A 13,788-nucleotide genomic window follows, 5' to 3' on the forward strand; every position below is an offset into this window, starting at 1 on the left:
ATGAAACATTAGTGTCATGAATTTTTTTAATGAAGGTCGTCATTACTTTGTAAAATAATATTATTTCAGACATTAAATTTAAGAAAAACCCTTATCAAGCGTCATCTGGCTCTCCACATTAAGGCCGGTGACATAAACTGTGCTTCCCTCACGCTGATATTTATCTATAACTCTGGCAATTGCCTCAACTGCAGACTGATCCCAGATATGTGAATTTTTAAAATCAATCTCAATTTTTTTGGGATCATTTTTGTAATCGAATAGCTCTATAAACTCCGACATCGTTCCAAAGAAGAGCTGACCCTTTACAGTATATATCTTAACTCCGTCATCTCTTACAATGCCGGATACTGATATGACAGACATTCTGTAAACAAGAACAAGGGCGGCTACAATAACGCCTGCAATTACGCCCTTTGCAAGATCGTGTGTATAAACAACGATTGCGATTGTCAAAAACATGACAAAGGCATCACTTTTAGGAATTTTAGAGATATTTTTCAAAGACTGCCATTCAAAAGTTCCAATGGCAACCATTATCATAACACCTACAAGTGCAGCCATCGGAATTTGTGCCACAAGATCGCCTAAAACGATTATGAGAAACATCAGAAACAGCCCTGCAACCATGGAAGAAAGCCTGCCCCTTCCTCCTGAGGTTACATTAATAACAGACTGTCCAATCATCGCACAGCCGGCCATCCCGCCGAAAAAACCTGTGATGAAATTGGCAATGCCCTGCCCTTTAACTTCCCTGTCTTTATCGCTTTTTGTCTCTGTCATCTCATCAATAATTGATGCTGTTAATAAAGACTCCAAAATTCCGACAATGACAAGTGTTATAGAATACGGAAGGATTATAAGCAGTGTTTCGATGTTTAAAGGAACAACCGGGAGGTGAAATACCGGAAGGGATTTTGTAATTGAACCCAAATCCCCGACAGTCATAATATCAAGACCGGCTGAGATTGCAACCGCTGTCATTACAGCTATTGCGACAAGTGCCGCAGGAATCGCTTTTGTGTATCTTGGCAGAAACCAGATTATCCCGATAGTTGCCGCCGCCATCACATATACTGCCGGTGGCACATTAATCAAAAACGGAAGCTGTGTTAAAAAGATAAGAATTGCAAGTGAGTTTACAAATCCAAGCACAACAGAATATGGAATAAAGGATATAAACCGCCCGACCTTTAAAAACCCCAGAATGAGCTGAATTAAACCTGTAAGAACTGTAGCAGCAAAAAGATATTCGATTCCGAAATCCCTGACCAGAACAACCATCACAAGGGCCATCGAACCTGTAGCAGCAGAGATCATCCCCGGTCTTCCTCCGGCTATTGATATAATCACTGCAATGCAAAAAGAGGCGTAAAGGCCGACCATTGGATCGACGCCGACGATGATTGAAAAAGCGATTGCCTCAGGAATGAGCGCTAATGCAACCGTAATTCCGGCAAGTGTGTCGCCTTTTATGTTTGAGAACCATTCCTCTTTTATCTCCTGCGCGTTCATGAAAAAAATCTCTCTTCGATAATATTGATAAATTTCAGGTTTTTTTTATACTTTGCCGGACAATTTGATTTTGTATTATATAATATATATTGCCGGTGTTATCAGCAGTTTATTTGAAAAACACAAGAAAAACCTAATTTTATTGTTTCTTTCAGGCTGACAATTGTGATATTATTATTCGCAGTAAAAACTCATAATTATATCCTGATTGTAGTATCCTGATCTAAAAAACAAATACCTGAAAATTATTTATACATTATAGATTAATTAAGAACAGTTCGTAATACTTCCGAAAAAAAGTAAGGAAACAGTTGCTGTATGCAACTTTTCATATAAGCCTTTATGAAATTATCATTTCATGTGGATTTTTTCGGGCGTTTTTGCCGGAGTTTAGATTTTATGTACAAAAAAATTCTGCTTGCAACTGATGGATCAGAGAATGCAAGACGTGCCGGCAGACAAGCCGCAGGTCTGGCAGAAGAATTGTCCTCAGAGATAATTATAGGATATATATTCAGCAGTCCGCCTTCCCAGTCAAAGATGGCAAAAGCAAACTTCGATGTACACTCAATACTAAAAGAGGATGCAAAAAATGCAATTTCTGAGACTATAAATCTCTTTGAAGAAAAAAACCTGACATACACGCTTAAGGTTGCAATCGGAGAGCCTGCATCTGAGATATGCGGAATTGCCGAAAAGGAGAATGCAGATCTTTTAATTATTGGAAGCCGGGGTCTTGGAACAATAAAAGGTGCTGTTATTGGAAGCGTCAGCCACAAAGTTGCACACCAGGCGAAATGTCCGGTGATGATTGTAAAATAATACTGATAAAGAGATAAAACCGGCAATTAAGTAATACTGAAGCAGAAATAATTAATGCAGAAATCGTAATGATGCTGAAATAAGTTTAATGCAGAATTTTTAAAAGCACCCGGAAAAATGCCTTTAGAATAATTTAAATTATTTTTAACCTGATTCTCAAAACTTTTTCAAACGCTGTTTAAGTTCCCTGTTAACTGCATCTATCTCTGAAAAAAACGGATCTTCTGCTCCTCGTTTTTCAATTCCAGGTTCTGTTGTAATTATATGAATATCGGGCTCACCGCCGGCCTTTTTTAGAACTGATAAGTTATATGAGGGGGCGTTATTTGCAGACTCAGCCTCTGAAAACTCGGAGCTCTGCTTCTTTTTTTTCAATCCGGACTGAAAGAAATTTCAAATTATTATTCGTATCCTTTTTAAAAAAAGTTTACAGAGGAAGCCCCGGAAATGCAAAGACTCCGATCATCTTAAGCCCCATATAGATCATAACAGCAATGAAAACATACTTAAGCTGTTTTGCGGGCATTTTGTGTGCCACACAAACCCCGACCCTGGCCATGATTACACCCGGCACTGCAAGAAGCACCCATTGAAGTAAATTTAAATAACCCAGTGAATATTCAGGGAGTCCGGTAACCGAAAGTCCGTTTATTATATATGCAATTGTCCCGCCAAGAGCAGTAAACGCCATCAGTGCAGTTGATGTTCCTACTGCCTCATGCATCTTAAAGTGGAGTGCAAGCACCATTATCGGGATTAGAACAACACCTCCGCCGATTCCGATAATTCCTGATAAAATACCAATCGGAATACCCCATAAAAGGAATATCATGATGTTGTTTACCGGATTTTCATCCAGTTTTGGTGGTTTGGCGGTGAGCATTCTTATAGCACTCAGAAGAATTACAACACCGAAAATAATTTTCAGGTAATTACCAGGGATCAAAGTCGCGAGGTATGCACCAATAAATGCGCCAAAAAATCCGGCAAGACCCATCGTAACAGCGGCATTCCACATGACTGCGCCTTTTTTGTTGTGGCCATATGTTCCGGAAAGAGCAGTTGGAAGTACTACTGCAAGATTTGTACCGAATGCAACAAGAATAGATATATGAGGATCATAACCCATTGATGTTAAAACCCAGTACTGGACCGGGATCATTATGAAGCATCCGCCAACGCCCAAAAGTCCGCAACCAAAACCTACAACAATTCCGGTGAGGAGAAGTGCAAGTATGTATATTAATTCCAATTCCATAATTTATCTCCACGCATTTCAATTTACATTGAAATAGTACCCTTTAAACAAGCTTAAAGTTATTTAATTTACCATGAAAAAAAGTTCATGAAATCAATGTTTTATGATAGATAAATGAAAAACCAAATATTTTAATTAAATATGACCGGATGCCGTTTAATCAAATTCGCCAGAATCGGTTTATGGCAGCAGTGCCCTTCCCTTATCAGTCAGACTGTATATTATCCAGTTGCCCTGCTGTTCTCCAAAAATCAGACCATTCTCCTTTAAAACCGAGAGATGATAGGACAGTTTTGAGTCGGCAATATCCAGAACTGTCCGGATTACACATACACAGAGCTGCTGCTTTGAGAGCATCAGGAGAATTTTCATTCTGTTCTGATCGCTAAGAACATGATGCAGGGTGCAGATCTGCCCGATAGTATCTTCATCCGGCATTTTGCTTACAATTCCGTCAATCCCGCCGGATTTCTGAAGCGAACTCTCTATCTCCGGAGGCAGTCCGTAACTTTTGGCATCTCCTCTTATCTTATCTGTCATAATTTGGTATCCCGGATATTTCAACTAAATATGAAATATTTTGATATATATGAATTCCGATGATTCAAAGTCAGGTTTTCTGAAATTGAGATTACAGGTGAAAAGCTTATGTATTCATCCGGAGATTAGATGAATCCTTTTTCGGGTTGCTCAATTGGATGGAGCTTTTCTTAGATGAAGGTCTTATGGATAAAAATTTACTGAACTTTCTCAAAAACTTATACATTAGCATAATATGAGCATTTCAAATGTGGTTGAAATGATTAATTATTTATATGGAAAACACCTACAGTATTTCAAATGAATTTGAAATGAGAACTTATGAAATTCTCTGATGATATAAAATCTTATGAAAAAAAGATTTTTCTTAAGTTTTATGAAAGCAAAGCCGGGATATGGATGCAAAATTGAGAGTTTTTACGGCCGCCACAAACACCTGCCAAAAACGGCATTTTATCTTGCAGTCTCAGTTTCCGGATATCCTCGGATATCCGCGGGAATATTATTTCAGATCCTTTCAGGATTCGTGTGATACTTTAAATGACAGCAGGATATAGAATGAACCATTAAACCCGAAAATTCAGGATAAAAAAAATGATTGATTTAATTATCGGCTCACTGGCAACAGGCTGGGATACGCTTGCAGGCTATCTTGCAGAGCATGTTGTAACCTGCTTAATCCCTGCATTCTTCATAGCCGGAGCAATAGCCGCACTTGTAAGAAAAGATGCAATAATGAAATACTTCAGTCCGGATGCGAAAAGAAGCACTGCATACGGTCTTGCATCTGTTTCAGGAACTGTGCTTGCGGTCTGTTCATGCACAATCCTGCCGATGTTTGCCGGGCTTTTTAAGCGTGGAAGCGGAATCGGGCCTGCAACAACATTTCTCTATGCCGGCCCTGCAATTAACATCTTAGCGATTGTCTATACAGCAAAAGTATTAGGCTTTGACCTTGGTGTTGCAAGGGCGGCCTTTGCAATAGTAATGGCAATAATAATCGGGCTTATAATGGCGTTTCTCTTCAAATCCCATGATGCCGATACAAAGAAAAAACTGGCCGCGATGCTTTCAGGACCCCTGGTTGGAGATGCAGAAAAGCCACGCTTTGTTGTGCCTTTGTTCTTCATCTTTTTGGTCGGAATTTTAATTGCCGGAACGGCACAGGCTGACTGGATGATAAAGTTCCCGATAATATACGCACTTACTCTTGGAGTCGCGTTTCTTTTGATATACTACTTTGAGCGTGACGAAGTTTCAGAGTGGGGACTTGAGACGTGGGATCTAACAAAGAAAATTTTTCCCATACTGATTATCGGAACATTTGCCCTTGGAATGCTCTCGTTCTTCCTGCCGCCGGAGGTATTCAGGCCGTTTTTTGGAACGAATTCGATAGAGTCGACATTTTTGGCATCATTAGTGGGAACAATCCTTTATATGCCGACCCTTCTGGAGGTGCCGGTAATCGGGACAACCTTCGGCTACACGAGCGGTGTTATGGCAGGCGGTCCTGCACTTGCCCTTCTCCTTTCAGGCCCGAGTATCAGCCTGCCCTCCCTTCTTGTAATATCAAGGATAATGGGCCCGAAAAAGACCATTGTCTATGCGGCTCTTGTGATTTTATTTTCAGCGGTTGCAGGATTTGTGTATGGTATGTTCTTCTTATAGGGTGAAAAAGCAAATGAACTGATGAAACAAGTTAAAATTTACAACTATATCCCGGAATCGGCATACGGCAGATACCGTGATGCAGTATTAAAGGAATACGAGAAGATGAAATAAACGGAGAATGATTGAGATGAAGATTGAAGTATTTGGAACAGGATGCATGAAATGCAAGAGGCTTATGAAGAATGTTGAAAAAGCGGTCTCGGAATCAGGCGTTTCAGCAGAGATTGTAAAGGTCGAGGACATAACCAAAATCATGGAGAGGGATGTTATGTTTACACCGGCACTTGCAATCGATGGCGAGGTAAAAGTCGCCGGAAGAGTTGCAGATGTATCTGAGATTAAGGAGTTAATCAAAGGAGATGTGCCGGGTGTTATTCAAAAATGCACATGCGGGCAGAGCTGTTGTGGAGATAATCCCAAAGCAGATTCTGCCAAAGTTTTAACTGTTGAGTGGAGGCATGTCGGGGAAAATATTGATACCACCTGCGAGCGCTGTTCGCAAACCGGAAACACCCTAAAAGAAGTTCTTGATGAGATCGAGTCTTTTTTGTCTGAGAGAAAGATCAAAATTGAAGTCAAAGAGAAAGTGCTTGAAAACGAAAAAATAGAAGAGTCCAATATGATTTTATTCAACGGCGTTCCGCTTGAGAAATTAATAGAAGGAATGGAAGTATCACAGACTCCCTGTGCATCATGTGCATGCATTACAGGACAGGATGATGTCAGATGCCGTGCGATATCATACAAAGGAAAACTTCATGAGGCAATCCCGGCAGAATTAATTAGAAAAGCGGCAGAAAAGGCTCTTGAAATTTAATAAAAACGTCCATGATAATTTTATTCATGCATCGGTTTCATGTAAGTTACGAAGTAACTTTCATGTAAAGTTAAAATAAAACAAATTGAGGATATAAAATTGGTTCTTCTCCATTTTTCTGAAAGATAAAAAAAAGATCTTGAAAATCTGATTTGATTTTCATTATTATTTTCTTATAAATAGTTTTAATATCGGATTAATCCTTAAATCTCTTCTTTTGCATCTTTTATCATCACAAGCATCATCTTAAATTTTGTAACCGCTGATAAGGCGTGAGGAACATTTGCCGGAAATATTATTGTATCGCTCTCTTTCATCATGTGAGTCTCTCCGGCAACCCATACCTCGCATTCACCGTCAAGAATTGTTACAACAGCATCAAAAGGAGCGGTGTGTTCAGACAATCCCTCGTCCTCGTCAAAGGAAAAAAGGGTGATGCTTCCGGATTTGTTGCTTACAATCATCCTGCTTGCAACCGTTCCCTCCTGGTATGAGACAAGCTCCTTTAAATTTAAGACCTTTCCCAATAGTCCGGCACGCTTCTCTTTTCTGCCTGCCCCTTTCATAGCCTCGCTGAATTCTGCCATAATAACTCTGAATGATTATTGGGGCACCATCTTTTTTAAGTCTTCTTCAACTGTCGAGTTTTTGGAAAGTCCGAAGTTTTTGACAAGAACATCCAAAACCGCCGGTGATACAAATGCCGGAAGATATGGTCCGATTGCTATGTCTTTGATTCCAAGATGCAGGAGTGCAAGAAGGACAAGAACAGCCTTCTGCTCGTACCATGCGATGTTGTATGAGACAGGAAGATCGTTTATGTCAACGCCGAATGCTTCTGCAAGTGCTTTTGCAATTACAACAAGCGAGTATGAGTCGTTGCACTGCCCTGCATCCAATACACGCGGGATTCCGCCGATGTCTCCAAGACCTAAGCTGTTGTAGCGGTATTTCGCACAGCCGGCAGTTAATATTACTGTGTCTTTAGGAAGTGCTTTTGCAAACTCAGTATAGTATTCACGCTCTTTGTGCCTTCCGTCACAGCCTGCCATAACGATAAAGCGCTTAATTGCTCCGTTTTTGATTGCATCCGTAACAGGGCCTGCAAGCGCTAAAACTGCGTCATGAGCACATCCTGTGATTAAGTCATTTCCGTTTCCGACGGGAAGCGGGGGTTTGCACTTCTTCGCCTGCTCAATTAACGCAGAGAAATCCTTATGCCCCTTCTCATCTGCTTTGATGTGCTTTAATCCGGGATAGCCGACAACACTTGTTGTGTATACGCGGTCTTTGTATGAGTCCTTTGGTGGAACAATGCAGTTTGTTGTGATAAGAACCGGTCCGTTGAAGGATTCAAACTCTTCTCTCTGGTGCCACCACGAGCTTCCGTAGTTTCCGATGAGATTGTCAATTCCCTTAAAAGCCGGATATCCGTGTGCCGGAAGCATCTCGCCGTGGGTGTACACATCAACGCCTGTTCCTTTTGTCTGCAAAAGAAGCATCTTCATATCGAGAAGGTCATGGCCTGTGATTAAAATTGCAGGTCTGTCTCTGACGGTAGTCTTTACAGTTGTAATCTCAGGTTTTCCAAACGTTTCTGTGTGAGCCCTGTCTAAGAGCTCAAGTGTTTTTACACCTACTCCGCCGCACTCAAGCACGAGACCTGTCATCTCAGGAACGCTTAATTCCTGAATCGTTGACAAAAGCCCCTTCTGCACAAATTTAGGAATTTCCTCATCAGTATATCCTAAAAGCTGTGCATGATGGTAGTATGCCGAGACTCCCTTAAGCCCGTAGATTAAAAGCTCGCGAAGGGATCTTACATCCTCGTTTTGTGTTGATAAGACTCCGACATGCTTTGCCTTCTCTTCAATCTCAGCCCTGTTCTTTGGCTTCCATGTGCATGCGTCGTGTTCACTGTTTGCGGCGGGCGGGAGTGAGTCACGGATTTTTATTGCCTCGTCAATCATCTCAAAGTAGCGGTCTTTGTCGAAGTTGACGTTTGTAAGCGTCATGAAAAGCGAGTCCATAATAAATGTCCCTGCTTTTTTATTTTCCGCACCCTTCTCCATTGCCGGAAGGTTTCTTGCCGAAATTCCCCGGCATAAGTATATCAGAAGGTCGATTAGATTTGCAGTCTCCTCATCCTTTCCGCATATTCCTCTTTTTGTGCAGCCTTTCTGGTTTAAGGCTTCTTCACACTGATAACAGAACATATCTTCTTCACCTCAATATCTTTTTGATACAACGTATGTATAGAATACTATGATATAAATATCAGGAAGTTTCAAAAACTATACCATGGATGAGTCGTGCACAGTTTACCAGACAGTAAGATATCTTACAAAAAAGTGGACTCTTTTAATTGTTCTTGAGCTCTACAAGGGTGAAAATTATACAAGGCGGTTTTCCGAGCTCAAGGATTCAATTCCGGGCATTACATCAAAGCTGTTGTCAGAGCGGCTAAAAGAACTTGAATCTGAGGAGATTATAATAAGACGGGTTGATGCCGGCTCATTTCCGGTAAAGACCGAATATTCCTTAACAGAGAGCGGAGTTGAGATAATAAAAATAATCTCGGATATAAAAAAATGGGCGCTTAAGTGGAAGATAGAAAATGTAGCCTGCGGAGACCAGGACTGCCGCGACTGCATCCTCTGACAACTGAAGTGATATAAACTACAAAGACCGGCATGACCTAAAAACGTCCATGATAATTTTTTTCATGCTAACTGTTTCATATAAGTTACGAAGTAACTTTCAAGTAAAATCATAAAAAAAATTCCCTTTCATTAAGAAAATTGTGTTAAAATTTTTCTGCCAAAACAACACAAAAGCCTGATTTTGAATCAATATCCCTGATAATAAACCCTGACTCTTTTAGAAATGAACAGACTTCCTGTTCTGAATAAAATTTTGCATGAGATAAAAACCGCCCCTTTTCCTTCTCAAGAATATATTTTTTGTGGATTTTTCCATCCCTTTCAATGAAAGCAACAACAACCTGCCCGCCAGGAATAAGTATGCGAAAAATCTCTTTTAGTGCAGGTATCGGGGATTTAAGAAAACATATGACAGTTATTAAAAGAACAGCCCGGCAGGCTCTGCTTTTTACAGGCAGTGCCTCTGCTCTTCCTCTTACTGCAGCAACTCCTCTGTTCCGGGCAATCCTGCAAAAAGAGAGCGAAGGCTCAATTCCAACTTTCAGACCAAGAGCTTTTGCAAACCGCCCTGAACCGCACCCGACTTCGATTAGTGGAGGTTGCGGTTTTTTTGCGGCGCAAAGTCCCTGCAGATTCTTTTTATGCGGGACAGCTCAGCCTCAAACTCATCGCCGTGTTCGTCAAACCACCTGTCGTAGTCATCCGCATATCTTTCAAAAACATCTTCTGGCGTTATAGCCTGCCACCTCTTTTTTTATTAAGAGCAGATAAAGATACTTTTTTTAAACGCAATAACACTATTATTTCTCTTAAAAATACCTAAATACTTATTTCTAATTTAAATTATAAAAACAAAAATGTAAAAAGAATATCGGTTTTATGAAAGCTTTATATTTATTTTATGCATTGATTTTCACAGCAGACTAAAAAAAGGTTTATGCCGTCATAGTTTTAGATAAAATTAAGAGATTGATATGTCTGCGGTTAGTAATTTATCCAACAGGCGGTTTTTATATTCACTATTTCTGCTTGGATTTTTTGCAATCTTTTCAACGACTATCTCTAAAAATCCGGTGCTTCCTTTGTTCTCCCAGGCTCTTGGCGCCGGAGATTTTGTAATCGGTCTGATTGCAGCAGTATCTCCCCTTGCAGGAATAATTTTCTCATTTCCTGTTGGGGTTTTATCTGATAATATCGGAAGAAAAAAGATGCTCATTGCATCAGGTCTGATTTTTCTTTGTGCTCCCCTGCTTTATCTTTTCATCAGCAACCCTGTCTGGCTTATTCCGGTTCGTTTTTTCCATGGGACGGCAACAGCTATACTCGGCCCGGTAATCTCGGCAATAATTGCAGAGCGCTTTTATGAAAAGAAAGGTGAGATGCTTGGGCAGTACTCTTCTGCCACATTGATTGGGAGGACAATCGCTCCTCTTGTCGGTGGTTTTATACTTTCTATTTTTATTTTATCCCCCGGACTCATCTCCTACCGGCTGGTTTATCTCATTGCGGCAATCGCTGCTGTACCGGTCCTTACTCTGATTCTGATGTACAGGGGGGAGGAGAATAATCTGCCTTGTGCGTCTGTTACGTTGTCGTCTTTTCACAGGAGTTTTGTTCAGTTCTTCTCTGATTCAAAACTCAGGGCGACAGCATCTGTTGATATGGCCACCTATTTTGCTTTTGGGTCATTTGAAACTTTTTTCCCGCTCGTTCTTGTATCCCAAAATATTAGTCTGTATCTGATAGGGGTAATCTTTGCCTCTCAGACTCTGGTTATCGCTGCAACAAAACCAGTCTTTGGAAGAATCGCTGACAGATTTGACAAGAGGATTCAGATTGCTGCTGGAATACTCATACTTGGATTTTCAACTGCTGCGATTCCTTTTGCATCATCCTTTGGCATGTTTCTTTTGGTCAGCTCTTTTGTTGGTCTTGGCATCTCGCTGTCTTCGGTTGCGACCAGTTCTTACATAGCAGATGTAACAAAAAAGGAGCGGATGGGAGCTTCAATGGGGGCGCTGTCATCAGTAATGGATATCGGACATTCGGCAGGACCTCTCGTTACAGGAATTGTCATCGCCGCCGGTGGTTTTGTTTATGGATTTTTATTTAGTCTGATTATTGCTTTGGCTGTCTGCGGCTTTTTTATTCTCTCTGTCCGGAATTGATGTGATTTAGGTAAAATTTAAAGAATTTTTAATTAACCTGTCCTTTCATCTTTTAATTGCCATAAAGATGGATTCTGACTTTCTCTTCAACCGACTTTTCCCTTCTTTTGAGTGCTGTAAGGTCTGCCTCTTCTCTGGTTTTGTATGATGAGATGAGAAAAAAAAGAAAGTCAGATGTCATATCCATAACCTCTTTTTTAAACCACATCTCAACTGAATTGTCAACGGCAAAACATTTTATCGAGAAAAAGTCCGGCTTTTCAACCTGTAAAATCCCCCGCCTAAGCCTGAGAGTGATTCAACCTTCCCAAAACGGGCAAGAGAAGAGAAAAATACTCTGGTTCTCAAAGATTAGACTATCTTTTTAGTCAGGACCGGAATCAGCGCTGAATTAAAAAGCACTGCTAGAACGGCAATCTGGTGGCCGAGTGCTCCTACTGCCGGATGTATAAGTCCGGAAAATGCAAGTCCCATAAGCAGGAAAGTTAGGGATAAGGCAAAGAAAACATTTAGCTTTATTGTTTTTACAGTCCTTTTTCCAAGAAGAATGAAGCTTAGAAGCAAGCTGAGATCGTCTTTTAAAAGGACAACGTGAGAGGTTTCAATTGCAACCGAATTTTCTCTTTTTCCAATTGATATGCCGACATTGGCCTGTGCAAGTGCCGGAGCATCGTTAACACCATCGCCTACGAAGCAGACTTTTCTTCCGGCAGACTGAAGATTTTTTACAATTGACTTCTTTTCACCAGGGACAGCACCTGAAAAGACGTTCTCCTGATTTATTCCGCAATACCTTCCAACACTTTTTGCAACCTCACATTTATCGCCTGAAACCATTGAGATGTTGTTTATCCCGATTTTTTTAAGATCTGCAAGGACAGCGGCCGACTCCTCTCTTATACTATCTTCAATTCCAAAAATACCGGCGATGTCTTCGTTTTGAGCAATGAAAACAGGAGTCATACCTTCATTAGATAATGATTCTGCCTCGATTTTTGCATAGTCTGGTATAAAAATACCTGATTCTGCCAAAAATCTGGCATTTCCAACAAGCACCCTGCCAGAACAGGATTGTGCCTCTACACCAAGACCTGGTGTACTGTTTGTCTTTGCACAACTTTCAGCATCAATACTGTTCTCTTTTGCGTATCTTACTATTGCATCTGCAACAGGATGTTCTGATCCGCACTCGGCCGCGGCGGCAAGTGCTGTTATTAAAACTTCATCAAAATTCCCGAATGCTTTTATGGATTTTACTCTCATCTTTCCGGAGGAAAGTGTTCCTGTCTTGTCAAATAAAACGGTGTCAATTTTTTCAGCCTCTTCAAGATAAAGGCCGCTTTTTACTAAAATTCCACGTCTTGCACCTACACCTATTGCAGAGATTACAGCTGACGGAGTTGAGAGGAGAAGGGCACAAGGACAGGCTACGATAAGTATTGTTATTGCCCGCTCGATGCTTCCTGTAAATGCAAAGGTCAAAACCGTTACTACAAGAGTAAAGGGCGTGTATATGGATGCAAATTTATCAATAAAGGGATATGTCGGCGGTCTTCTGGCCTCTGCCTCCCTAACGAAGCCGACAATTTTAGAATATGCGGATTCAGAACTTTTCTTTGAAACCTTTATTCTGATTACGCCGTTAATGTTTACTGATCCTGAATAAACCGGATCTGAGATATTTTTCTCTACCGGAATACTTTCCCCTGTAAGAAAAGATTCATCCACCGAAGTTGACCCGCTTATTATATATCCGTCCGAGGGAACGATATCTCCGGGCCTTATAAGAACAATGTCGCCCGCTTCGATTGCATCTACAGGAACTTCACTTATTGCACCTTCTTTTTCAACAAAGCCATAATCCGGATGGAAAGAAGCCATTTTTTCAAGATCTCTTCGCGTTCTTTTATATGCAAAGTCTTCTGCTACCTCGCCTATGGAAAGTATAAGCCCGACCTCTGCCGCAGTGATGTATTCCCCTATTAATATTGCTCCAATTATTGCGATACCTGCAAGTTCACAGACGCTTTGCCTCCCGCCAAAAAGCCCCTTTACAAAACCGGCAATAATCGGAATACCTGTGCAGAGTGCTGATAAAACTGCAAAAATATTCACAACAGTTTCAGAAAGACCAAGATGCCCGCCGGATAAAGATACGCCCAGCAAAACTGCGGAAAGAGCAATTATGATGTATTCCTTTGCTGAGTCCGTTTCGGTTTCATGATTATGTCCGCATTTGCATGCACAACCGTTGTTATGGTGATTTTCACTGTCTGAATCTGATTTTTTTCTATAGCATCCGCTATTGTTATCGCAAATTTCTTTTTCGCCCAT

At 40.8% G+C, this 13,788-nt stretch carries 15 protein-coding genes and 1 pseudogene; 7 read left to right on the top strand and 9 right to left on the bottom strand.

All coding sequences use genetic code 11. The features are described from left to right. Positions 1-78 precede the first annotated feature (78 nt). Complete coding sequence (locus tag L1994_RS11295; protein WP_278099538.1) at positions 79-1,515, bottom strand: SulP family inorganic anion transporter; 1,437 nt, start codon at positions 1,513-1,515, stop codon at positions 79-81. Positions 1,516-1,914: 399 nt separating this feature from the next. Here L1994_RS11295 and L1994_RS11300 point away from each other — a divergent pair, with 399 nt between their 5' ends. After that, entirely contained in the window at positions 1,915-2,337 is a 423-nt protein-coding gene (locus L1994_RS11300; protein WP_278099539.1) for a universal stress protein, read from the top strand. Positions 2,338-2,493: 156 nt separating this feature from the next. Here the strand turns inward: L1994_RS11300 and L1994_RS11305 are convergent, their stop codons facing one another. The 3 genes from L1994_RS11305 to L1994_RS11315 form a co-directional block, all read right to left on the bottom strand. Then, positions 2,494-2,712 carry a hypothetical protein gene (locus L1994_RS11305; protein WP_278099540.1) on the bottom strand — a complete coding sequence of 73 codons (219 nt, stop codon included), beginning with the start codon at positions 2,710-2,712 and terminating at the stop codon, positions 2,494-2,496. 52 nt (positions 2,713-2,764) lie between these two features. Next, on the bottom strand, positions 2,765-3,595 hold the full coding sequence (locus tag L1994_RS11310) for a sulfite exporter TauE/SafE family protein (protein WP_278099541.1): 831 nt from the start codon (positions 3,593-3,595) through the stop codon (positions 2,765-2,767). Between the two features lie 180 nt (positions 3,596-3,775). After that, complete coding sequence (locus L1994_RS11315) at positions 3,776-4,135, bottom strand: ArsR/SmtB family transcription factor (RefSeq protein ID WP_004078610.1); 360 nt, start codon at positions 4,133-4,135, stop codon at positions 3,776-3,778. A 376-nt stretch (positions 4,136-4,511) separates the two neighbouring features. On the opposite strand from L1994_RS11315, the gene L1994_RS11320 reads away from it, so the two are divergent. The 4 genes and pseudogenes from L1994_RS11320 to L1994_RS11335 all read left to right on the top strand — a co-directional run bounded on the left by L1994_RS11320 (position 4,512) and on the right by L1994_RS11335 (position 6,623). After that, complete coding sequence (locus L1994_RS11320; RefSeq protein ID WP_278099542.1) at positions 4,512-4,667, top strand: hypothetical protein; 156 nt, start codon at positions 4,512-4,514, stop codon at positions 4,665-4,667. 62 nt (positions 4,668-4,729) lie between these two features. Then, positions 4,730-5,803: a permease gene (locus L1994_RS11325; RefSeq protein WP_278099543.1), complete on the top strand. Its 1,074-nt coding sequence runs from the start codon at positions 4,730-4,732 to the stop codon at positions 5,801-5,803. Between the two features lie 130 nt (positions 5,804-5,933). Beyond that, positions 5,934-6,164, top strand: a pseudogene (locus L1994_RS11330) (thioredoxin family protein); the annotation flags it as partial. Then, positions 6,156-6,623 (top strand): DUF2703 domain-containing protein, encoded by a 468-nt coding sequence (locus L1994_RS11335; protein ID WP_341275816.1) that lies wholly within the window; start codon positions 6,156-6,158, stop codon positions 6,621-6,623. The pseudogene L1994_RS11330 and the gene L1994_RS11335, both read left to right, overlap by 9 nt. Positions 6,624-6,826: 203 nt before the next feature. On the opposite strand, the gene L1994_RS11340 is transcribed toward L1994_RS11335, so the two are convergent. Together L1994_RS11340 and hcp are read right to left on the bottom strand one after the other, a co-directional pair. Then, positions 6,827-7,210 (bottom strand): cupin domain-containing protein, encoded by a 384-nt coding sequence (locus tag L1994_RS11340; protein WP_422656647.1) that lies wholly within the window; start codon positions 7,208-7,210, stop codon positions 6,827-6,829. A gap of 15 nt (positions 7,211-7,225) precedes the next feature. Further along, positions 7,226-8,839 carry a hydroxylamine reductase gene (hcp, locus tag L1994_RS11345; protein WP_278099544.1) on the bottom strand — a complete coding sequence of 538 codons (1,614 nt, stop codon included), beginning with the start codon at positions 8,837-8,839 and terminating at the stop codon, positions 7,226-7,228. An 85-nt stretch (positions 8,840-8,924) separates the two neighbouring features. Between hcp and L1994_RS11350 the strand changes: the two genes are divergently transcribed. Beyond that, positions 8,925-9,284 carry a winged helix-turn-helix transcriptional regulator gene (locus tag L1994_RS11350; protein ID WP_278099545.1) on the top strand — a complete coding sequence of 120 codons (360 nt, stop codon included), beginning with the start codon at positions 8,925-8,927 and terminating at the stop codon, positions 9,282-9,284. A 145-nt stretch (positions 9,285-9,429) separates the two neighbouring features. Here L1994_RS11350 and L1994_RS11355 read toward each other — a convergent pair whose 3' ends face one another. Further along, complete coding sequence (locus L1994_RS11355) at positions 9,430-9,918, bottom strand: class I SAM-dependent methyltransferase (protein ID WP_341275817.1); 489 nt, start codon at positions 9,916-9,918, stop codon at positions 9,430-9,432. Positions 9,919-10,260: 342 nt separating this feature from the next. Here L1994_RS11355 and L1994_RS11360 point away from each other — a divergent pair, with 342 nt between their 5' ends. Continuing rightward, positions 10,261-11,454, top strand: coding sequence for an MFS transporter (locus L1994_RS11360; RefSeq protein WP_278099546.1), 1,194 nt, complete (start codon positions 10,261-10,263; stop codon positions 11,452-11,454). Between the two features lie 52 nt (positions 11,455-11,506). Here L1994_RS11360 and L1994_RS11365 read toward each other — a convergent pair whose 3' ends face one another. Both L1994_RS11365 and L1994_RS11370 read right to left on the bottom strand, forming a co-directional pair. Next, positions 11,507-11,635 carry a hypothetical protein gene (locus tag L1994_RS11365; protein ID WP_278099547.1) on the bottom strand — a complete coding sequence of 43 codons (129 nt, stop codon included), beginning with the start codon at positions 11,633-11,635 and terminating at the stop codon, positions 11,507-11,509. A gap of 170 nt (positions 11,636-11,805) precedes the next feature. After that, positions 11,806-13,788, bottom strand: a complete 1,983-nt coding sequence (locus L1994_RS11370; RefSeq protein ID WP_278099548.1) for a heavy metal translocating P-type ATPase — start codon at positions 13,786-13,788, stop codon at positions 11,806-11,808.

The sequence above is a fragment of the Methanomicrobium antiquum genome (genome assembly GCF_029633915.1).
GTDB classification, from domain to species: Archaea; Halobacteriota; Methanomicrobia; order Methanomicrobiales; family Methanomicrobiaceae; genus Methanomicrobium; species Methanomicrobium antiquum.

Bases quoted from the DNA above. Each gene is read 5' to 3' on its own strand.
- L1994_RS11340 (WP_422656647.1), bottom strand. From the start codon at position 7,210: ATGGCAGAATTCAGCGAGGCTATGAAAGGGGCAGGCAGAAAAGAGAAG.
- L1994_RS11360 (WP_278099546.1), top strand. From the start codon at position 10,261: ATGTCTGCGGTTAGTAATTTATCCAACAGGCGGTTTTTATATTCACTA.
- L1994_RS11350 (WP_278099545.1), top strand. From the start codon at position 8,925: ATGGATGAGTCGTGCACAGTTTACCAGACAGTAAGATATCTTACAAAA.
- L1994_RS11325 (WP_278099543.1), top strand. From the start codon at position 4,730: ATGATTGATTTAATTATCGGCTCACTGGCAACAGGCTGGGATACGCTT.
- L1994_RS11315 (WP_004078610.1), bottom strand. From the start codon at position 4,135: ATGACAGATAAGATAAGAGGAGATGCCAAAAGTTACGGACTGCCTCCG.
- L1994_RS11370 (WP_278099548.1), bottom strand. From the start codon at position 13,788: ATGGGCGAAAAAGAAATTTGCGATAACAATAGCGGATGCTATAGAAAA.
- L1994_RS11320 (WP_278099542.1), top strand. From the start codon at position 4,512: ATGAAAGCAAAGCCGGGATATGGATGCAAAATTGAGAGTTTTTACGGC.
- hcp (WP_278099544.1), bottom strand. From the start codon at position 8,839: ATGTTCTGTTATCAGTGTGAAGAAGCCTTAAACCAGAAAGGCTGCACA.
- L1994_RS11365 (WP_278099547.1), bottom strand. From the start codon at position 11,635: ATGACATCTGACTTTCTTTTTTTTCTCATCTCATCATACAAAACCAGA.
- L1994_RS11300 (WP_278099539.1), top strand. From the start codon at position 1,915: ATGTACAAAAAAATTCTGCTTGCAACTGATGGATCAGAGAATGCAAGA.
- L1994_RS11295 (WP_278099538.1), bottom strand. From the start codon at position 1,515: ATGAACGCGCAGGAGATAAAAGAGGAATGGTTCTCAAACATAAAAGGC.
- L1994_RS11310 (WP_278099541.1), bottom strand. From the start codon at position 3,595: ATGGAATTGGAATTAATATACATACTTGCACTTCTCCTCACCGGAATT.